The organism is Vibrio sp. E150_011, from assembly GCF_053544015.1.
The window spans coordinates 37,253-57,720 of record NZ_JBHFOL010000023.1 but is presented as its reverse complement, the minus strand read 5'-3'; the positions used below and the strand labels follow the sequence as shown (position 1 = coordinate 57,720).

The following is a 20,468-nucleotide window of genomic DNA, read 5'->3' as shown; positions in this document are numbered from 1 at the left end:
CCCCATGTGAGAGTAGGACATCGCCAGGCTTTAATTTATGGACACTTGCAATAGCGAGTAACCCACTGCGGAGTGGTAGTTCAGTTGGTTAGAATACCGGCCTGTCACGCCGGGGGTCGCGGGTTCGAGTCCCGTCCACTCCGCCACTTATACTAAGCCCTAGTCGAAAGACTAGGGCTTTTTTACATCTTCAAATATCACCTGAAAATCCCCCGGACTCTTTGGCGTCTCTTACGTACGATTTTAACCACTTATTATTTTTTGATGTCATGATTATTACTGCATCCTATAAGTAAATTAAGCCGGAAAAACATATTTTTCTTCGTAAATTTAATCTGCTTCATATTATTCTAAAATAATGAATATCGATCTTCGTCACCTGAGTTATGATACGAAAACATGTTAGGTATCCTATTCTGTAAAATTTGAGTGATAATATGAAGCTAAAAACGCAGACTTATTTATTGTCGGCAATTATCTTAAGTGCGATGATCGTAGTGACGGTAACAGGCTTGTGGGCGCTACGATTAGCGAGTGACAGTGATAATAAAGCTCGTGTAACCGAGTTATTTACTAGCGCTTATTCAACGGTTGTTCAGCTTGAAATTCTGGCTGATGAGGGGGTTATAAGCGTTGATGACGCCAAGATGATTGCGACAAGAGTACTGAGAAACAATATCTATAAAGATAATGAATATGTTTATGTAGCGGATGAACACATGAAATTTATTGCGGCTCCTCTTGACCCACAATTACATGGAACTAGTTTCCACGATTTTACTGACAGTAGTGGGAATAGTGTCGGCAATATCATCATGACTGCCTTAGGGGGGCGTCAGGGCCATCTGGTTGAATATGAATGGTCTCAGAAGCTTCCTGATGGCAGTGTTGAAAGTAAACTCTCTATTGCTGAGCGGACACCTAAGTGGCAATGGGTTGTCGGTACTGGAATTGGTTTCAATGAGGTCAATCAGCGCTTCTGGTCAACGGCACAGTGGCAATTAGGGTTATGTGCTTTCATATTGCTGGGGATATTTTCAATTCTTTGGGTCTCTTTGCGAAGAATTATGTCGATTCTCGGCGGAGAGCCATCAGACGTATTACGTTCTGTGCAAAGTGTGGCGTCTGGAAACATAGAAACGACGTTCTCCCAACAAGCAGTAAACGGCAGTATTTATCACTCGATTCAGCAAATGAATTTCTCTTTGGCTGCGCTGTTATCGAGTATTGAAAAAGTGACGTATTCGATACGAAACCAACTGACTGAAACTGATAAGCGTGCGTCTTCTATTGCAAACCTTACTCAGACTCAGCAGCAAAGCACTGAAATGATCGCAACAGCAATGACGGAGATGGCTTCATCAGCGAGTCATGTAGCTTTATCAGCCACTGATACAGCGTTGAGTACGGATGAAGCAGACAGGCAAAGCCAGCACGTAAACCAACTTATATCTTCAGCAGTATCTAATATTGAGGGATTGGCTTATCAACTCGAAGGGGCGAATACTGCGGTCTCAGATCTTGATCGTGACGTTCACAATATTGCACGCGTATTGGATGTAATCGGTGATATTGCAGAACAAACAAATCTGCTGGCTCTCAATGCGGCTATTGAGGCCGCTCGAGCAGGTGAGCAAGGGCGAGGGTTTGCTGTTGTGGCTGATGAGGTGAGAAACTTAGCTGGACGCACTCAGACCAGTACGAAAGAGATTCAAGACATGATTGCTAACTTACAATCGGGTTCAATAAATGCAATCCAAAGTATTCGAAGTTGTACTGAAGCCAGTAAAGCAACGGTAGTTGAGTCCCAAGCGGCATCGTTAGCACTTAAAGAGGTCGTTGTGAGTTTAGAGAAGATTACCGAAATGAGTCATCAAATTGCTACGGCAGCCGCTGAGCAGACGGAAGTGAGTGATGATATTTCTCATCGTATTAATTTTATTGAGCAAAGTGGAGGTGAACTCGGTGCCGTAGTCGAGCAGACTTGTCGTGCGACGCGCTCATTAGGGGAGCTTTCTGAAGAGCTTAATGAAAAAATGAAGCAATTTAATGTCAAACGTGCCTAATAATATTTCATCAATTACCAAAATAAGTGACTAATCGTCACTAAAAAACGGAAGTTTTATCGAACCTAACCATATAATGCTAAGGCCCTGTGCGCCCACAGGGCTTAATTTTAGACGCTAAATGAGCAAAAACAGAACGCTAAGTATAGAAAATCAACAAACGATATTTTTTTTGCAATTTAGTGTTGACGTAAAGACCGAAAAGCCGTTTAATACACCTCGTTGCCCGGATAGCTCAGTCGGTAGAGCAGAGGATTGAAAATCCTCGTGTCGGTGGTTCGATTCCGCCTCCGGGCACCACGATTTAAATGTTGGTGCTTTATTTAAAGCGGCAACAAGTAAAGAAAAGTGCGCCGACTTAGCTCAGTAGGTAGAGCAACTGACTTGTAATCAGTAGGTCACCAGTTCGACTCCGGTAGTCGGCACCATTCTTTACAAAGTAATATAGTAATTCCCCTTTAGTTCAGTTGGTAGAACGGCGGACTGTTAATCCGTATGTCGCAAGTTCAAGTCTTGCAAGGGGAGCCACTTTTAAAAAATAAGCATTGCTTGTTTTTATGTGCCGACTTAGCTCAGTAGGTAGAGCAACTGACTTGTAATCAGTAGGTCACCAGTTCGACTCCGGTAGTCGGCACCACTCTTTACTCGAGTATAACTAGTAATTCCCCTTTAGTTCAGTTGGTAGAACGGCGGACTGTTAATCCGTATGTCGCAAGTTCAAGTCTTGCAAGGGGAGCCACTTCTAAAAAGGCCTCATCGAAAGATGAGGCCTTTTTGCATTTCAAATAGACTGTTTTATGCTTGCTTTAACTCATGTCGATTTTTATGTCGGATAATGCGTTTGTCGATTCATAATTTTGATTGTTTAGTTTTAGCATTAAACGAAGGTTATTTGCGGAATCAGCATTGTGGATGGCATCTTCATAGTTGATCTTGTCATTCGAAACGAGTTCAAATAGTGCCTGGTCGAAGGTTTGCATCCCTATCTCCCTTGATTTGGACATGGCGGCTTTTATTTCACCGAGCTCCCCCTTCCGTATCAGTTCCGAGATTCTGGGGCTATTGAGTAAAACCTCAAAAACGCCATGCCTGCCTCGACCGTTTTTATCTCGAATTAATTGCTGGCCAAGGATACCTTTTAAATTTGAAGAAAGATCGAATAGGAGTTGCTCCCTTTGGTCTTTTGGTACTAGATGAATAATACGTTCAATGGCTTGGCTAGCATTATTCGCGTGCAGTGTTGCCATACAAAGGTGGCCTGTTTCAGCGAAGGACACTGCATACTCCATGGCTTCTCTGGTACGAATCTCACCAATGAGTATCATGTCTGGGGCTTGTCGAAGTGAATTCTTTAGTGCAGCGCCATAACTTTCGGTATCGAGACCAACTTCGCGTTGAGTGATAATACATTTTTGATGTTCATGAACGAATTCAATAGGGTCTTCAACGGTGAGGATATGACCCGTTCTGTGCTGGTTTCGGTATCCCGTCATAGCAGCCATTGTTGTTGACTTGCCTGAGCCTGTGGCACCAACAATGAGTACGAGCCCGCGTTTTGCGATAGAAAGCGTCTGCAACGCATCAGGAAGCGCCAAGTCTTCAAAGCTAGGTATCTTGGTTTCGATTCTTCTTATTACAGCACCAGGGAGCTCTCTTTGGAAGAATGCACTGACTCGAAAACGTCCACTTGGCAAAATAATGGCGAAGTTTGCTTCTTTGGTTCGAGAGTAATCATTGTATTTGTCATTACTCATCATTGAATTAATCAACAATGACACGTCTTGTTCACTCAAGGGGTCACTCGTTGCTTTTAATTCGCCATCGACTCGATAGAGAACAGGCGCTCCGACCGTGATATAGAGGTCGGATGCTTTAAATGCCCACATCTCATCGAGGATAATATTGATACTTTTCATGCTAATAGCTTTCCTATTGAAACATGGAGCCGTGCTGAGGTACTTTTTTATTCACTTCTTCCAACTGAACCACGCCTTGGGATAGTAATTGCTTGGAATGTTGTTCCATTGTTTGCATGCCATGTGCCGCACCTGTTTGTATCATGGAATACATTTGCGCGACTTTATCCTCTCTGATCAGGTTTCTAATCGCGGGTGTCATAATCATCATTTCATGACAAGCTACACGTCCCCCCTCTGTTCGCTTTAATAGTTGCTGGGCGATAACCGCCCGCAGTGACTCTGATAACATAGAGCGCACCATGTCTTTATCGCCAGCAGGAAAGACGTCAATGATTCGGTCTATACTTTTTGCTGCAGAGCTTGTGTGTAACGTACCAAAGACTAGATGCCCAGTTTCAGCCGCTGTGAGTGCAAGGCTAATCGTTTCTTGATCACGAAGTTCTCCAACTAAAATAATGTCAGGATCCTCACGAAGTGCTGAGCGAAGTGCATTCTGGAAACTATGCGTATCCCTATGAACTTCTCGTTGGCTAACTAAACATTTTTTATTGTTATGAACAAACTCTATGGGGTCTTCTATCGTCAAGATATGTTTGTTTTGATGTTGGTTTATATAATTAACGATTGCAGCAAGTGTTGTCGATTTGCCTGAGCCTGTCGGGCCGGTAATAAGAACGAGTCCTCGATCTAAATTGGCAATATCTGTAAATATATCTGGCGCTTCGAGTTGATCCAAAGAAGGCACCTTCATTGGTATGGAGCGAAATACGGCGGAACACCCGCGTGACTGTTTGAAAGCGTTGATTCGGAAGCGACCGAGATTAGGGAGCTCAAATGAGAAATCGATCTCGAGTCGAGATTCATACTCATTTCTTTGCTTGTCATTCATGATATCAAAGATTAACTTGTGTACTTCTGAGTGGCTGAGAGCAGGAATCCCCAGCTTTCTTACTTCGCCATCAATGCGTACCATAGGTGACACGCCAGCAGAAAGGTGTAGATCTGACGCGTTATGCTTTACACTGAAGTCTAGTAACTCGGTGATATCCATTCAATTTCCTTATGATTTGTAAGCTATGACAAGTATTCAACAAAATATAAAACGAATAACCTCTGAAATTACCCAAGTAGAGCAAGAATGCGGGAGACTGCAAGGAGACGTGCAATTGCTTGCGGTAAGCAAAACAAAACCTGTGAGTGCTATTCTCGATGCTGCATCTTTTGGACAAAAACAGTTCGGCGAAAACTATGTACAGGAAGGTGTATCTAAGGTGACCTTTTTTAAGGAGTCTCACCCAGAATTAGATCTTGAATGGCATTTTATTGGTCCGATTCAGTCCAATAAGACGCGTCTTGTCGCCGAACACTTTGATTGGGTCCACACCATTGATCGAGCTAAAACTGCACAGCGCTTAAACGATCAAAGGCCACAAGAGAAGTGTCCACTTCAAGTATTGATTCAGGTTAATATTAGTGAGGAAGACACGAAATCTGGCATTCAAAGTGAACAAGTGTTTGAGTTGGCTAAATTAATCGCATCGTTACCTAATCTGACTTTGCGAGGTGTCATGTCCATTCCTGCCAATGTTGCGGGCTATGATGCTCAACTTCGTGCTTTTACTGCTTTGCGAGACATCAATAAACAGCTCGCGATTCAATATCCAGGCATTGATACACTTTCAATGGGGATGAGTGGTGATATGAAAGCAGCGATAGAGGCTGGAAGTACCATGGTTCGTATCGGAACTGCCATTTTTGGTGCACGAGATTACGGAAATCAGTAACTAATTTTAGAGGTTGCGTATAGCGCCCTCGGTTTGGGAAGTGTTTAATGGAACAAAGAAAAATTGCTTTTATTGGCGCAGGGAATATGACTCGGTCAATTATTGCTGGACTTGTCGCCAGTGGCTACGAGCCTAATGATATTGTTGCGACAAACCCTAGCGAAGGGAAGCGTGTAGCGTTAACCAATGATTACGGTGTTAACACAACGGATAATAACATTGAAGCGGTAGTTTGGGCTGATGTTGTGGTTCTTGCGGTAAAACCTCAATTGATGACAACCGTTGCGAGTGGTTTAGCGGGCGTTGACCTGAGTGATAAGTTACTTGTATCGATTGCAGCGGGTATCTCAGTTCAGAGACTCGATGAGATGTTCAATACTGAGCTTAATCTTGTTCGTGTTATGCCGAACACCCCTTCGCTAATTGGTGAGGGAATGAGTGGCCTTTATGCTGAAGATAAAGTATTGGTTAAAGATAAGCAGTTTGCTACCGAGTTGATGGAAGCGGTTGGCAAGGTGTGTTGGGTATCGAGTGAGTCGGGCATTAATGATGTCATCGCGGCGGCAGGCAGCGCTCCAGCGTATTTCTTTTTATTTATGGAAGCAATGCAACAAGAAGCCGTGCGAAATGGAATGGATGAGGCCACAGCAAGGTTATTGGTTCAGCAAACGGCGTATGGTGCTGCAAAAATGGTATGTTGTAATCCAGAGGTTGACCTTGCTACATTAAGGCAGCAAGTGACGTCGAAGGGTGGAACTACTGCTGAAGCAATACGTACGTTTGAAGAGCAAGGTCTTCGCGATACGGTTTCTCAAGCCATGCAAGCCGCTATTTCTAGAGCGGAAGCAATGGAAAAACAGTTTTAATTTACCTATAAAATCGTAAAGGTTATTTATGAACGCAATGAGTTTTTTGGTGTCGACATTGTTCGATCTCTACATCATGGTTGTACTGCTGCGCATTTGGCTTCAGGCTTCGCGTGCGGATTTCTATAATCCATTCTCCCAGTTTATTATTAAAGCGACACAACCGGTGGTTGCACCTCTTCGCCGTGTGATTCCATCGATTGGTAGCCTAGATATGGCCACCTTACTATTTGCTTATGTACTGTGTGTTGGTAAATACGTGGCGTTAGTATTGATTGCAGCAGGCGCTAATTTTAGTTTTAGCCCTGACTTTTTCTTCTTAGGGTTACTGTCCTTATTGAAAGCCGCGGGAGGTTTACTTTTCTGGGTGCTATTGATCCGTGCAATTCTTAGCTGGGTCAGCCAAGGAAGAAGCCCGATTGAATTTGTATTCCACCAACTAACAGAGCCAATGCTTGCTCCAATCCGTCGTATTTTACCTGCTATGGGTGGTTTCGACTTGAGCGTATTAGTGCTGTTTATTGTTTTACAATTTGCCAATTTCTTGATGGGCGATTTTGTAGGACCACTTTGGTATAAACTGTAGTGACTGCAGTTGCTTGGGATGGTGAAGACCTGTTATTACATGTCTATATTCAACCCAAAGCCAGCCGTGATAAGCTCATCGGCCCACATGGTGATGAGTTCAAGATTGCGATTACTGCACCACCGATTGATGGCAAAGCCAACGCGCATCTTATTAAGTTCCTAGCAAAGCAGTGTAAGGTTGCTAAAGGGCTGGTGCAGATTGAAAAGGGTGAATTAGGGCGGCATAAGCAGATCAGAATTATCTCACCGACGCTAATGCCAAATGAATTTCAAGCCCTCTTATGAGGGCTTTTTTATAGGGAAATTGTGATGAAAAATACGATATGGTTACTGTTTTTAATGATGGTTACAGGCGTCAGCCACGCAGGACAATTCAAGACTATCAAAGATGCAGAAGTGCATTATGTGGTGTTTAACTCAACGTTTATGACACCTCAAATTGCCCGTAGTTATGGTTTAAAGCGTAATGAATCCATTGCGACGGTTAATATCAGTGTATTAGACCGTTCGAGTGTCGGAAAACCAGCCATGCCAGCGGGCATTAAGGGCAATGCAAAGAATTTAATTGGGCAAATAAAAACACTCGACTTTAAAGAAATAAAAGAGGGAGATGCTATATACTACCTCGCCCAATTTTCAATCACGAATGAAGAGCGTTATCAGTTCACTATCGATGTAGATGCAGGAATGAAAGGTCGCGGCCCGATCTCATTCACTCAACAGCTTTACACTGAAAAGTAGTGATGTACACAGCGGATGAGCAATATGAGAGCAACGATATGAGTAAAAAAATAGTATTGGCGACAGGCAATCAAGGCAAAGTAAAAGAAATGGCAGATCTGCTGTCTGACTTTGGTTTTGATGTGCATGCGCAAAGCGAATTTAATGTGTCAGAGGTCGCCGAAACTGGTACGACATTTATTGAAAACGCCATCATTAAAGCTCGACATGCCGCGAAAGAAACAGGCTTAGCTGCCATTGCGGATGATTCAGGGCTAGAAGTGGATTACCTTAATGGCGCTCCCGGTATTTATTCGGCTCGCTATTCAGGGGAAGGCGCAACAGACGCAACTAATATTGATAAGGTACTTGCCTTACTTGCTGATGTGCCGGAAGCTCAGCGCACGGCTCGATTCCACTGTGTGCTTGTCTTAATGCGTCATGCTGATGATCCCACCCCCATTGTTTGCCATGGTCAGTGGGAAGGACGAATTTTACCGGAACGAGCGGGAAGTCAAGGTTTTGGTTATGACCCTATCTTTTTTGTACCGGAAGATAACTGTGCATCAGCGGAGCTTGCCCCAGCGCGTAAGAAGCAGCTGTCACATCGTGGAAAAGCACTGAAAGAATTGTTCTCCATGATTCAGTCTAAAGGCCTATAAGTATGTTAATCCCACCACCACTTAGTCTTTATATTCATATTCCTTGGTGCGTACAAAAATGCCCGTATTGTGATTTCAACTCTCATGCTTTAAAGGGAGGAATACCGCAACACGAGTATATTACGGCGCTGATTGAAGACTTAGATGCTGATATAGCCAAATATCAGCTAGAAACGGATACACGTCCGTTGCACTCTATTTTTATTGGTGGTGGTACGCCAAGCTTGATCGAACCTCAATATATAGCCACGTTGTTACAGCAGATTCAGCATCGTGTGCGATTCAGTGATGATATCGAAATTACGATGGAGGCAAACCCAGGTACGATTGAAGCGGCGCGTTTTGCTGAATATCGTCTTGCTGGTGTTACCCGGATATCGGTGGGCGTTCAGAGTTTTCAGCAAGAAAAATTAACACGCCTAGGGCGTATTCATGGTGCGAAAGAAGCGATCACTGCGGCCAAGCTTGCCCATGAGATTGGGCTTAATAGCTTTAACCTTGATCTTATGCATGGGTTACCGGATCAAACCGTCGATGATGCACTGCAAGATTTACAACAAGCGATTGATCTAGCGCCGCCGCATTTGTCTTGGTATCAGCTGACCATCGAACCTAATACCTTGTTTTATTCCAAGCCTCCGGTCTTACCTGATGATGATGCACTATGGGATATCTTTGAAAAAGGGCACCAGATGTTGGCCGCTGAAGGGTATGAGCAGTATGAGATTTCTGGATACAGTAAGCGAGGCTTCCAATGCCAACATAACCTAAACTATTGGCGTTTTGGTGACTATCTAGGGATTGGGTGTGGTGCGCACGGCAAACTCAGTTTTTCAGATGGTAAGATTATTCGGACAACTAAAGTAAAACACCCTAAAGGTTATTTAAACTTGTTGAAGCCTTACCTCGATTTGGAATCGAGTGTCGAAGAAAGTGACAGGCCATTTGAGTTCTTTATGAATCGCTTTCGATTATTAGAGTCCTGTCCCAAGCATGAGTTTACGGAAAGGACGGGGCTTGATCTGAGTGCGATTCAAAAACCAATTAAAGAAGCACTTGAGCGTAAGTTTATTCTTGATGAAGGGGATAGCTGGCGACTGACGGAAAAAGGGAAGTTGTTTTTAAATGATTTACTGGAAATTTTTGAAATCTAGCGGTCGTATCGTCTAATGCATCAATCTAAGTCAGCGGTATCGCTGACTTAATTGTATTCGTATTGACTGGTGCATTTATACCGCAGCGCATGGAGTCATCAATTAGAAAATTGAGCGCCCAATCCGTGTTGATAGCATTTCTAACACTCGAGTGCCCACCAATGAGTTACCCGATGAATCCAACTCAGGTGACCAAACGGCTATGGTCATTTCCCCAGGTACGACAGCCACTATACCGCCACCAACCCCCGACTTACCGGGCATTCCTACCCTGTAAGCAAACTCACCAGCACCGTCATACAAACCACACGTTGCCAGTAATGCATTGAGTTGTTTTGTTTGCGTTGGAGTCACAATGTGCTTTTTAGTGTGTACGGATTGACCCTTGTTGGCTAGGTAGCTAAAGGTTTTCGCTAAATCGACGCAGCTCATTTTCAAGGCGCACGCATGAAAATAGTTGTTCAGAACAGGAATCACTTCGTTTTCAAAGTTACCAAATGAGCGCATTAGGTAGGCAATCGCAGCATTGCGGTCGCTGTGCATCATCTCAGACGCCGCTACGACCTTGTCGTAGACGATGTGATTATCTCCCGATAGCAACCTTACAAACTCCAGCATACGTTGCTTAGGCGCAGACAGGCGGCTTTGTAGCAAATCTGCTACAACAATTGCGCCAGCATTGATAAACGGATTGCGGGGAATACCATGTTCCATCTCAAGTTGAATCAGCGAGTTAAAAGCTTGTCCTGACGGTTCTTTCCCCACTCGCTGCCAAATTTCTTCAGGCTTATACAGCATCATCGCAAGCGTCAGGCTCAAGGCTTTCGAAATCGATTGTACTGAGAAGGCTTCTTCGGCATCGCCAGCCTTGATGATTTCGCCGTCATTCGTGCAGATGGCAATACCAATCTTGTCATTTGGTACTCGAGCGAGGGCTGGGATGTAATCGGCAACCTTGCCCTGGCCAATCAATGGTCGGACTTCGCTAACGATCTGAGACAATATTTGCAAGGTTGGTTTCATACGCACCTATGGGATAAACACTAGAGCCAAAAAAGCCAACATAATGTTGGCTTTCGAAATCGTTGAGAACTTACTTGGTACGGCGGTACTTGATGTCCCAAACTCCGTGACCTAAACGGTGCCCACGAGCCTCAAATTTGGTGAGGGGTCTGTCTTCTGGTCTCGGTATGAAATCACCATCTGTCGCTATATTGGCATAACCAGGTGCTTGATTCATGATTTCAATCATGTGTTCACCGTAGTTTTCCCAATCAGTTGCCATATGGAAGATACCCTCTTCGAGCTTCAACTTCTGACGCACCATTTCCGCAAAATCGAGTTGTACGATACGACGCTTATGATGACGTTTTTTATGCCAAGGGTCAGGGAAGAACAGCTGCAGCGTAGTCAAACTGCTGTCTGGAATCATGTTTGCAAATACTTCAACGGCATCGTGACACATCACGCGTAAGTTTGTGACTTCTGCATCTCTTGCAGACGAAAGGCACGCGCCCACACCCGGACTGTGTACTTCGATACCAAAAAAGTTTTTCTCTGGGGCATTTTTTGCCATCTCAACGAGTGAGGCACCCATACCAAATCCAATCTCTAATACTACGGGATTGTTATTGCCAAAAACTTGATTCCAATCGAGAAAAGTGTCTTGGTAATCAATACCCATCGTTGGCCAGCATGCTTCCATCGCGGCTTCTTGCCCTTTAGTTAGGCGTCCTTCGCGACGAACAAAACTACGTATCTTGCGTACTAGCTTGCCATCTTCGGTGTATTCATTTGTTGTCACTTCACTCATTGGTCTGCCTGTTCAATCAATAATCAGAGCGGGAATTATCCAAAGAATTTGCCAAGGTGCAAGCGTTATTATTCATGAAATTCCCAGTGTTTTACTTCTTTCGATAAGTGTGGTGCAATTTCGCCCAAATTATAAGTAAAAAGAGAAGAAATGTGACGCCTTTTGCAAGCTCAATTCTAACCTGGTATGAAAAGTACGGGCGTAAAACATTACCATGGCAACAAAACAAAACCGCTTATAAAGTTTGGTTGTCGGAGATTATGTTGCAACAAACCCAAGTAACGACGGTTATTCCATACTTTGAACGCTTCTTAGATCACTTCCCGACAGTGGGTGATCTTGCCCAGGCCTCACAAGATGAGGTTCTCCATCTTTGGACTGGCCTTGGGTATTACGCGAGAGCACGCAATTTACACAAAGCGGCTCAAATCGTGATGAGTGAACATGGTGGGGAGTTTCCTCAAACATTAGAGGCGATGAATGCCCTGCCTGGTGTTGGTCGGTCGACGGCTGCAGCGATATTGTCATCGGTATATAAAATGCCTCATGCAATTTTGGATGGTAACGTAAAGCGAACGTTGGCACGAAGTTTTGCGATAGAAGGTTGGCCTGGTCAAAAGAAAGTGGAAAACAAGCTTTGGGAGATTGCAGACACACATACGCCAACAACCGATACGGATAAATACAATCAAGCCATGATGGATATGGGGGCGCTCGTGTGCACACGTAGCCGCCCAAAATGTACGTTGTGCCCAATCTCAACATTATGCGTGGCGAATAAACAAGACAAGCAACTGGACTACCCCGGAAAAAAACCTAAAAAAATTAAACCCGAAAAAGAAACATGGTTTGTTATTCTGAAGCACAACGATGAAGTGTGGTTGGCTCAACGCCCACAAACAGGGATTTGGGGTGGGCTCTTTTGCTTCCCAGAAAGTCCTGTGGCGAATATTACAGAGACATTGGATCATTTAAAGATCAACGAAGAATGGATTCAGTCTTTAGAAACGGATATTGCATTTCGACATACATTTAGCCATTACCACCTAGATATTACCCCGATCATCGTGACGCTTAATCAGCTTCCAACAATGATAATGGAACAGTCTCAAGGTCTTTGGTATAACATGTCTAATCCAGAGAAGGTTGGCTTGGCTGCACCTGTAAAACAGCTAATTCTTGCCTTACAACGAATTTAATAAGGATAACAATATGAGCCGTATGGTTTTTTGTGCCCGACTACAAAAAGAAGCCGAAGGGTTAGACTTTCAACTTTACCCTGGCGAACTCGGAAAGCGTATCTTTGACAATGTGTCGAAAGAAGCGTGGGCGCAGTGGCAATCAAAGCAGACTATGTTGATCAATGAAAAAAAACTCAACATGATGGATCCGGAACATCGTAAGCTACTTGAAACAGAGATGGTCAACTTCCTGTTCGAAGGAAAAGACGTTGTTATTGATGGGTATACGCCCCCGTCAGAGTAAGAAACCAAGGACGCTCAAAAACACCACCTAATGTGGTGTTTTTATTACCTAATATGAAAAAATTGATTTACTTTTTTATTCCTATCTTGCTGGTGGGTTGCAGTCGTGAATTTATTGAAAAAATTTACGATGTGAATTACGAGCCAACCAACCGTTTTGCGAAAAATCTTGCCGAGCTTCCTGGACAGTATTTGAAAGATACCAAAGCGATGGATGCGCTGATTGGCAGCTTTAATGGCAATATTGAAAAGCGCTGGGGCAGCAGTGAAATCAAAGTGGCGGGTAAAAGCAACTACGTTAAATATATTGATAATTACTTGAGCCGAGCTGAGGTAGATTTTAGTAAAGGTATTATCACGATTGAGACTGTCTCTCCGACGGAGCCAGAAAAGCACCTTAAAAACGCAATAGTGACAACACTGCTCACCCCTGATGACCCTGCAAGTGTCGACTTATTTTCTTCTCGTAGCATCAAGCTAGAGGGGCAACCTTTTCTCTACAATCAAGTCGTAGATCAAGAACAAAAACCAATGCAGTGGTCGTGGCGTGCGAGTCGTTTTGCTGATTACCTTATTGCTAATAAGGTCAAAACAAAGAATGTCGATTACAAGAAGGCGTATTACGTTGAGATCCCAATGGTCAAAGATCATGCCGCTAAGCGGAGCTATCAATATGCCGATATTGTTCGGCGAGCCTCGCGTAAGTACGACATTCCAGAGGATTTAATCTATGCCATTATTAAAACAGAAAGTAGTTTTAACCCCTACGCAGTGAGCTGGGCCAATGCGTATGGCTTGATGCAGGTTGTTCCAAAGACCGCTGGGCGAGATGTATTTAACCTCGTTAAAAATAAATCAGGAGAACCGTCGCCAGAATATCTTTTTAACCCAGAACAGAACATTGATACAGGGACCGCGTACTTCTATATTCTAAAAAATCGTTATTTGAAAGCCGTTCGTCATCCTACTTCATTAGAGTACAGCATGATTTCGGCGTATAACGGAGGCACTGGTGGCGTATTAAACACATTCAGTAAAGATAGAAAAAGAGCCATGAATGATCTGAACTCACTACAACCTAACCAGGTTTATTGGGCATTAACAAAAAAACACCCAAATTCAGAATCACGACGTTACCTAGAAAAAGTAACGAAATATAAGAAAGATTTTAACGCGGGTAAAAAGTAATGATTACTTTTGCTGAAAAAAGCAGCGGTCGAGCGGTTTTTTAAAGTTTTTTTAAAAAACCTGTTGACGGGAGAACGGAAAATACGTTTAATAGCGCCCCGTTGCCCGGATAGCTCAGTCGGTAGAGCAGAGGATTGAAAATCCTCGTGTCGGTGGTTCGATTCCGCCTCCGGGCACCACAATTTGATTTGTTGGTGTCGATAGTTTTTTAGAAAGATATTTTTTAAAAAAGATTAGAAACACGAACAGAAGCATAGAGAATTTAGTGTGCCGACTTAGCTCAGTAGGTAGAGCAACTGACTTGTAATCAGTAGGTCACCAGTTCGACTCCGGTAGTCGGCACCATTCTTTTGCCTCGATAGCTCAGTCGGTAGAGCAGAGGATTGAAAATCCTCGTGTCGGTGGTTCGATTCCGCCTCGAGGCACCATTATTTGGTGCTTAACAAATAATGGTCTTAGGACCTGATGTTGACACAGATAATTCCCCTTTAGTTCAGTTGGTAGAACGGCGGACTGTTAATCCGTATGTCGCAAGTTCAAGTCTTGCAAGGGGAGCCACATTAGAAAAAGGCCTCATCGAAAGATGAGGCCTTTTTTGCATTTCAGCTTTGCACATATCATCTCCATTAGGCTATCACCCTTTGTTCCTCTCTCATTTGTATTCCTTTATCGTTTGCAGCGCATGCTGCGTGCTTAATTGGCTATTGCCTTTGTACAACTCACCGATTGTGCGGAACAGCCTTGTCATTCGCTACAGGTAGTTATTACTGAAAATACAAAGGCGCCATCCTCACTCAGTGTGGATGACGCCTTTAAGCATAAAAAGCGAATTATCAGCTTTTGGATTACTCTATTTTTTGACTGACAATACGTTACTTCGTTGAGTCTGAAGAGGTCGCGGCTTCAGTTTCAGCTAGGTCCTCATTACGCATTTCTCTTTCCGCTCGCTTAGCTTTCTCAATCATTGGGGTAATGCTTGAGCCTTGGATAAGGATTGAGAAAACCACAACGGAATAGGTCATCACGAGGATGATTTCTTTGACGTCGATAAGTTTGTCTTCAATAACCCACACACCAGCAGGGATAGACAGTGCCATAGCAAGCGCTAAGCCGCCTCGTAAGCCTCCCCAAGTTAATATCCTCACCGACCATGGATTATAACGACGAAAGCGCTTAAAGCCGACGTAGGAGAGCGCCACGCTGAGGTAGCGAGAGCCTAAGACGAGTGGTATGGAAAATGCCATCAATATCCAATCTTCTTGATGGAATTGGAACAACAGCATCGACATCCCGATTAATAGGAATAGTACACCGTTTAGAAACTCATCAACCAGCTCCCAGAAGTGGTCGAGGTGCTTTTCTGATTCTTTGGAAAAGCCAATATATCGTGTCCAGTTCCCGATCATGATGCCCGATACCACCATTGAAAGCGGTCCAGAAACGTGTAAAACGTCAGCAAAGGCATAGCCTGCCGTTGGAATACCGATCGTGAGGAGTAGCTCCATTGAGTGGTCATCAGTGGCGCTAATTAAGTAATGGAATATTAAACCCAACACAAAACCGTAGAGGATCCCTCCAATAGCCTCTTGAAGAAACAACATGGTGACGCTGGATACGCTGGGCGCTTCTGACCCAAAAGCAATGGTGTATAGCGTGACAAAAATAACAAGGCCAAAACCGTCATTAAAGAGTGATTCGCCTTCTACTTGAGTTGAAATTCGCTCTGGTGCGTCCAGCTTTTTTACAATGGCCAAAACAGCGATGGGATCGGTCGGTGAAATCAGTGCACCAAACAGTAAGCAATAGATTAAATCAAACTGTATACCGATAAGATTGCAAAAACCGTACAGTACGGCGCCGATAAAAAATGTCGAAAATAATGTGGCCCCAAGCGCCAGTACGGTAATTTCCCATTTTTGATCTTTAAGGTGAGGCAGTTTGATACCGAGTCCGCCTGCGAACAGCAAGAATCCTAAGATCCCCTTCAACAAAAAGTCCTCAAAGTCGATGCTACTGACCATATCTGACGCTGCCTCTGACAAATCAAACCAGCCGTTTTGACCGCCGATGAGAATGAGCAAAGAAAGGATCATGGATCCTGCGGTTATCGCAATGGTGGTTTGCATCTTGCCTATTTTACTATTGATGAACGCAATCAACATGGCAGCGGCAGACAAAAAACAAAGAGTCTGATAAACGGACATTGAGGTTCCTTAATTGTAATAAATTGTGAATGGGATTCTGTTCTTGTCGTGAGTGAAGATCAATCACTAATTATAAAAACATGTTCTTTAGTTATAGAACGACTTTCTATTGTCCGTCTTTTGTTTTTGTTCAGCTGCGTATAAATGAAGTAACGAAATAGTTGCTACCGCGATCGGACTTGGTTAGTTTGGTGGTAAATAAAGCAGTCAAAAAGTAGTTTTAGACGTCTAGATTTCTAAAACTACTATGATAGGATGGCAGCATCAGCAAGGAACGAGGCAGTATTGTGGTAAGCAGCATTAGACAACTGATTGAGAATCAATTGAAAAAACGAATCCTACTTATTGATGGTGGGATGGGGACGATGATTCAAGGCTATAAATTGGAAGAGGCCGATTATCGAGGTGAGCGCTTTGCTGATTGGGCATCAGATCTGAAGGGCAACAATGATCTGTTAGTTTTATCCCAGCCCTCTCTTATCAAAGAGATCCATAGCGCTTACCTAGAAGCCGGTGCGGATATCCTCGAGACCAATACGTTTAATGCCACCACAATTGCGATGGCCGACTACGACATGGAATCGTTGAGCGATGAAATCAATTTTGAAGCGGCGAAGCTTGCGCGTGAAGTCGCCGATGAATGGACAGCAAAAACGCCAGATAAACCTCGGTTTGTAGCAGGTGTACTGGGGCCAACCAACCGTACTTGTTCCTTATCTCCCGATGTGAATGATCCCGGTTACCGTAATGTTTCTTTTGATGAGCTTGTGATTGCTTACTCTGAGTCAACAAGAGCATTGATTAAGGGTGGATCCGATCTTATTTTGATCGAGACCATTTTTGATACTCTCAATGCGAAAGCATGTTCGTTTGCCGTTGAATCTGTTTTTGAAGAGATGGGCGTGGACTTGCCCGTTATGATCTCGGGCACCATTACCGATGCCTCTGGCCGTACCTTATCAGGCCAAACAACCGAAGCTTTTTATAACGCAATGCGTCACGTGAAGCCGATTGCGTTTGGTCTTAACTGTGCGTTAGGGCCAGATGAATTAAGGCAATACGTTGGAGAGCTGTCGCGTATATCAGAGACCTACGTTTCAGCCCACCCGAATGCAGGCTTGCCGAATGCATTTGGCGAATACGACTTGTCGCCAGAAGATATGGCTGAACATATTGGTGAATGGGCACAAAGTGGTTTCCTAAACCTTGTTGGCGGTTGTTGTGGTACGACACCAGAGCACATTCGTCAAATGGCACAGGCTGTTGAAGGTGTGTCCCCTCGTCCATTGCCTGAACTTCCTGTGGCCTGTCGACTTTCAGGGCTTGAGCCTCTTACTATTGATAAAGAGAGCTTGTTTATCAACGTCGGTGAGCGCACCAACGTGACAGGCTCAGCGCGCTTTAAACGTCTCATTAAAGAAGAGCTTTATGATGAAGCACTAGAAGTGGCTCGTCAGCAGGTTGAGAATGGTGCGCAAATCATCGACATCAACATGGACGAAGGCATGCTCGATGCTGAAGCTTGTATGGTGCGATTCCTGAATCTTTGTGCTTCTGAGCCTGAAATATCAAAAGTGCCCATTATGGTCGATTCCTCCAAATGGGAGGTGATCGAAGCAGGCTTGAAGTGCATTCAAGGTAAAGGCATCGTCAACTCGATCTCGTTAAAAGAAGGCAAAGAAAAGTTTGTCGCACAAGCCAAATTAATCCGCCGCTATGGTGCTGCGGTTATCGTTATGGCGTTTGATGAGGTTGGGCAAGCTGACACGCGTGAACGAAAAATTGAAATCTGTACGCAGGCTTACCGCGTGCTGGTGGATGAAGTAGGCTTCCCACCAGAAGATATTATTTTTGACCCGAATATCTTTGCCGTCGCCACCGGTATTGATGAGCATAATAACTACGCGGTAGACTTTATTGAAGCCGTCGCTGATATAAAACGTGACTTACCATATGCCATGATCTCTGGTGGTGTTTCTAACGTGTCATTCTCGTTCCGTGGTAATAACTACGTACGTGAAGCCATTCATGCTGTGTTCTTGTATCACTGTTTTAAAAACGGTATGGACATGGGCATTGTTAATGCTGGGCAACTGGAGATTTATGACAACGTACCAGATAAGCTGCGTGAAGCGGTTGAAGATGTAGTCTTAAACCGCCGAGATGATGGTACAGAGCGTCTGTTAGACATTGCGACAGAGTATGCCAACAAAGGTGTGGGTAAAGAAGAAGACGCCAGCGCATTAGAATGGCGAACATGGCCGGTTGAAAAACGCTTGGAGCACGCGCTCGTTAAGGGTATTACTGAATTTATTGTTGCTGATACCGAAGAAGCTCGATTGAACGCTGAAAAACCACTCCACGTCATTGAAGGTCCTTTGATGGATGGCATGAACGTGGTGGGCGATCTATTTGGTGAAGGTAAGATGTTCTTGCCGCAGGTAGTGAAATCTGCGCGAGTCATGAAACAAGCGGTGGCCCATTTAGAGCCGTTTATCGATGCATTGAAAGAGGTAGGCTCCAACAACGGTAAGATCTTGCTTGCCACTGTTAAGGGTGATGTACACGATATCGGTAAAAACATTGTAGGCGTTGTGCTGCAATGTAATAACTACGAGATTATAGACCTTGGCGTCATGGTGTCCTGTGAACAAATCCTCAAGGTCGCGAAAGAAGAGAATGTGGATATTATCGGTCTGTCAGGCCTGATCACCCCTTCACTGGATGAAATGGTGCATGTTGCCAAAGAAATGGAGCGACAAGGCTTTGATTTGCCATTGCTGATTGGTGGAGCGACGACATCAAAGGCTCATACTGCCGTAAAAATTGAGCAGAACTACAGCCAACCGGTTGTTTATGTAAACAACGCCTCAAGAGCCGTGGGCGTTTGTACGTCACTGTTGTCTGATGAGCTCAAGTCTGATTTTGTAAACAAGCTTGATATTGATTATGAGCGTGTGCGAGATCAGCACGGCCGTAAAAAACCACGTACTCAGCCAGTGACTCTTGAACAAGCAAGAGAAAACAAAGTAGCGATTGACTGGGATGCCTATACACCGCCGGCACCGCTGAAGCCTGGTATTCATATCTTCGATGACTTCGATGTCGCAACGTTGCGTGAATATATCGACTGGACGCCATTCTTTATGACTTGGACATTGATGGGTAAGTACCCGAAAATATTTGAGCACGAAGAAGTCGGCGAGGAGGCGAAACGGTTATTTAAAGATGCCAATGACCTGCTCGATCGCGTTGAAAAAGAAGGGTTACTCAAAGCGAAAGGGATCTGTGGTTTGTTTCCTGCGGCTAGTGTGGACGATGATATTGAAGTGTATACCGATGAGTCTCGTACTGAGGTGAAGCAGTTGCTATGTAACCTTAGACAGCAAACCAAAAAGCCTAAGGGTTACAACTACTGCATTTCGGACTATATTGCCCCGAAAAGCAGCGGCAAACAGGACTGGATCGGGGCATTTGCGGTTACGGGTGGAATTGGTGAACGCGAACTCGCGGATGAATACAAAGCGAACGGTGATGATTACAACGCCATTATGATTCAAGCGGTGGCCGATCGATTAGCGGAAGCCTTTGCTGAATATCTACATGTTCGTGTTCGAAAAGATATTTGGGGTTATTCGCCAGATGAGGCCTTAGACAATGAAGACCTTATTCGTGAAAAGTATCAAGGTATTCGACCAGCACCGGGCTACCCTGCTTGTCCTGAACATACAGAGAAAGGACCGCTTTGGGATTTACTGAATGTCGAAGAAGCGATAAATATGTCTCTAACCACGAGTTATGCTATGTGGCCTGGGGCATCAGTATCAGGATGGTATTTCTCTCACCCTGACTCCCGTTATTTTGCGGTTGCTCAAATTCAAGAAGATCAGCTACTCAGTTATGCTGACCGAAAAGGTTGGGATCGACTCGAAGCCGAGAAGTGGTTAGGGCCAAATATTAACTAGTTGAAGCTTATCATTTTGGTAAGTTAAGAAATGACAACAATAAAAAACGGCACCG

General features: G+C 44.2%; 17 protein-coding genes and 10 tRNA genes. 22 read left to right on the top strand and 5 right to left on the bottom strand.

Features of this window, described 5'->3' with window-relative positions; all coding sequences use genetic code 11:
* The first annotated feature begins 69 nt into the window (after window positions 1–69).
* From ACE1OE_RS22255 to ACE1OE_RS22225, 7 genes are all read left to right on the top strand, one after another.
* Window positions 70–146: transfer RNA gene (locus ACE1OE_RS22255), tRNA-Asp, on the top strand.
* A gap of 291 nt (window positions 147–437) precedes the next feature.
* Complete coding sequence (locus ACE1OE_RS22250; protein ID WP_449212305.1) at window positions 438–2,066, top strand: methyl-accepting chemotaxis protein; 1,629 nt, start codon at window positions 438–440, stop codon at window positions 2,064–2,066.
* A 224-nt stretch (window positions 2,067–2,290) separates the two neighbouring features.
* A tRNA-Phe gene (locus tag ACE1OE_RS22245) sits at window positions 2,291–2,366 on the top strand.
* A 52-nt stretch (window positions 2,367–2,418) separates the two neighbouring features.
* A tRNA-Thr gene (locus ACE1OE_RS22240) sits at window positions 2,419–2,494 on the top strand.
* A gap of 24 nt (window positions 2,495–2,518) precedes the next feature.
* Window positions 2,519–2,594: transfer RNA gene (locus ACE1OE_RS22235), tRNA-Asn, on the top strand.
* 33 nt (window positions 2,595–2,627) lie between these two features.
* Window positions 2,628–2,703: transfer RNA gene (locus ACE1OE_RS22230), tRNA-Thr, on the top strand.
* 26 nt (window positions 2,704–2,729) lie between these two features.
* A tRNA-Asn gene (locus ACE1OE_RS22225) sits at window positions 2,730–2,805 on the top strand.
* A 67-nt stretch (window positions 2,806–2,872) separates the two neighbouring features.
* Here ACE1OE_RS22225 and ACE1OE_RS22220 read toward each other — a convergent pair.
* Window positions 2,873–3,982, bottom strand: a complete 1,110-nt coding sequence (locus ACE1OE_RS22220) for a PilT/PilU family type 4a pilus ATPase (RefSeq protein WP_449212304.1) — start codon at window positions 3,980–3,982, stop codon at window positions 2,873–2,875.
* Window positions 3,983–3,995: 13 nt separating this feature from the next.
* Window positions 3,996–5,036 carry a type IV pilus twitching motility protein PilT gene (locus ACE1OE_RS22215; RefSeq protein WP_372062877.1) on the bottom strand — a complete coding sequence of 347 codons (1,041 nt, stop codon included), beginning with the start codon at window positions 5,034–5,036 and terminating at the stop codon, window positions 3,996–3,998.
* A 25-nt stretch (window positions 5,037–5,061) separates the two neighbouring features.
* Between ACE1OE_RS22215 and ACE1OE_RS22210 the strand changes: the two genes are divergently transcribed.
* Genes ACE1OE_RS22210 through hemW form a run of 7 tightly spaced genes read left to right on the top strand, consistent with a single transcriptional unit; the run spans window position 5,062 to window position 9,759 of the window.
* Window positions 5,062–5,769 (top strand): YggS family pyridoxal phosphate-dependent enzyme, encoded by a 708-nt coding sequence (locus ACE1OE_RS22210; protein ID WP_449212303.1) that lies wholly within the window; start codon window positions 5,062–5,064, stop codon window positions 5,767–5,769.
* 47 nt (window positions 5,770–5,816) lie between these two features.
* Window positions 5,817–6,635, top strand: coding sequence for a pyrroline-5-carboxylate reductase (gene proC, locus ACE1OE_RS22205; RefSeq protein WP_449212302.1), 819 nt, complete (start codon window positions 5,817–5,819; stop codon window positions 6,633–6,635).
* A 28-nt stretch (window positions 6,636–6,663) separates the two neighbouring features.
* On the top strand, window positions 6,664–7,221 hold the full coding sequence (locus ACE1OE_RS22200; protein WP_372062880.1) for a YggT family protein: 558 nt from the start codon (window positions 6,664–6,666) through the stop codon (window positions 7,219–7,221).
* Window positions 7,221–7,508, top strand: a complete 288-nt coding sequence (gene yggU, locus ACE1OE_RS22195; protein WP_449212301.1) for a DUF167 family protein YggU — start codon at window positions 7,221–7,223, stop codon at window positions 7,506–7,508. The genes ACE1OE_RS22200 and yggU overlap by 1 nt, the downstream gene beginning before the upstream one ends.
* 24 nt (window positions 7,509–7,532) lie before the next feature.
* Window positions 7,533–7,964 carry a DUF4426 domain-containing protein gene (locus ACE1OE_RS22190; RefSeq protein ID WP_372062882.1) on the top strand — a complete coding sequence of 144 codons (432 nt, stop codon included), beginning with the start codon at window positions 7,533–7,535 and terminating at the stop codon, window positions 7,962–7,964.
* 38 nt (window positions 7,965–8,002) lie between these two features.
* Window positions 8,003–8,605, top strand: a complete 603-nt coding sequence (locus tag ACE1OE_RS22185; RefSeq protein WP_372062883.1) for an XTP/dITP diphosphatase — start codon at window positions 8,003–8,005, stop codon at window positions 8,603–8,605.
* A 2-nt stretch (window positions 8,606–8,607) separates the two neighbouring features.
* Window positions 8,608–9,759, top strand: a complete 1,152-nt coding sequence (hemW, locus tag ACE1OE_RS22180) for a radical SAM family heme chaperone HemW (RefSeq protein WP_372062884.1) — start codon at window positions 8,608–8,610, stop codon at window positions 9,757–9,759.
* Window positions 9,760–9,861: 102 nt separating this feature from the next.
* Here the strand turns inward: hemW and glsB are convergent, their stop codons facing one another.
* Both glsB and trmB read right to left on the bottom strand, forming a co-directional pair.
* Window positions 9,862–10,782 (bottom strand): glutaminase B, encoded by a 921-nt coding sequence (glsB, locus tag ACE1OE_RS22175; RefSeq protein ID WP_102468170.1) that lies wholly within the window; start codon window positions 10,780–10,782, stop codon window positions 9,862–9,864.
* 70 nt (window positions 10,783–10,852) lie between these two features.
* Window positions 10,853–11,572 carry a tRNA (guanosine(46)-N7)-methyltransferase TrmB gene (gene trmB / locus ACE1OE_RS22170; protein WP_449212300.1) on the bottom strand — a complete coding sequence of 240 codons (720 nt, stop codon included), beginning with the start codon at window positions 11,570–11,572 and terminating at the stop codon, window positions 10,853–10,855.
* Window positions 11,573–11,724: 152 nt separating this feature from the next.
* Here trmB and mutY point away from each other — a divergent pair, with 152 nt between their 5' ends.
* From mutY to ACE1OE_RS22135, 7 genes are all read left to right on the top strand, one after another.
* Window positions 11,725–12,771 (top strand): A/G-specific adenine glycosylase, encoded by a 1,047-nt coding sequence (gene mutY, locus ACE1OE_RS22165; RefSeq protein ID WP_372062885.1) that lies wholly within the window; start codon window positions 11,725–11,727, stop codon window positions 12,769–12,771.
* Window positions 12,772–12,784: 13 nt separating this feature from the next.
* Window positions 12,785–13,057 (top strand): oxidative damage protection protein, encoded by a 273-nt coding sequence (locus tag ACE1OE_RS22160; protein ID WP_102468173.1) that lies wholly within the window; start codon window positions 12,785–12,787, stop codon window positions 13,055–13,057.
* Between the two features lie 53 nt (window positions 13,058–13,110).
* Complete coding sequence (gene mltC, locus ACE1OE_RS22155) at window positions 13,111–14,244, top strand: membrane-bound lytic murein transglycosylase MltC (RefSeq protein ID WP_372062886.1); 1,134 nt, start codon at window positions 13,111–13,113, stop codon at window positions 14,242–14,244.
* 103 nt (window positions 14,245–14,347) lie between these two features.
* Window positions 14,348–14,423 (top strand) — tRNA-Phe (locus ACE1OE_RS22150).
* Between the two features lie 90 nt (window positions 14,424–14,513).
* A tRNA-Thr gene (locus tag ACE1OE_RS22145) sits at window positions 14,514–14,589 on the top strand.
* 7 nt (window positions 14,590–14,596) lie between these two features.
* Window positions 14,597–14,672 (top strand) — tRNA-Phe (locus tag ACE1OE_RS22140).
* 54 nt (window positions 14,673–14,726) lie between these two features.
* Window positions 14,727–14,802 (top strand) — tRNA-Asn (locus tag ACE1OE_RS22135).
* Window positions 14,803–15,116: 314 nt separating this feature from the next.
* Here ACE1OE_RS22135 and ACE1OE_RS22130 read toward each other — a convergent pair.
* The gene (locus tag ACE1OE_RS22130; RefSeq protein WP_449212299.1) at window positions 15,117–16,448 is read right to left on the bottom strand and encodes a cation:proton antiporter; all 1,332 of its coding nucleotides are present in this window, start codon (window positions 16,446–16,448) and stop codon (window positions 15,117–15,119) included.
* Window positions 16,449–16,735: 287 nt separating this feature from the next.
* On the opposite strand from ACE1OE_RS22130, the gene metH reads away from it, so the two are divergent.
* Complete coding sequence (gene metH, locus ACE1OE_RS22125) at window positions 16,736–20,413, top strand: methionine synthase (protein WP_449212298.1); 3,678 nt, start codon at window positions 16,736–16,738, stop codon at window positions 20,411–20,413.
* Window positions 20,414–20,468: the final 55 nt, after the last annotated feature.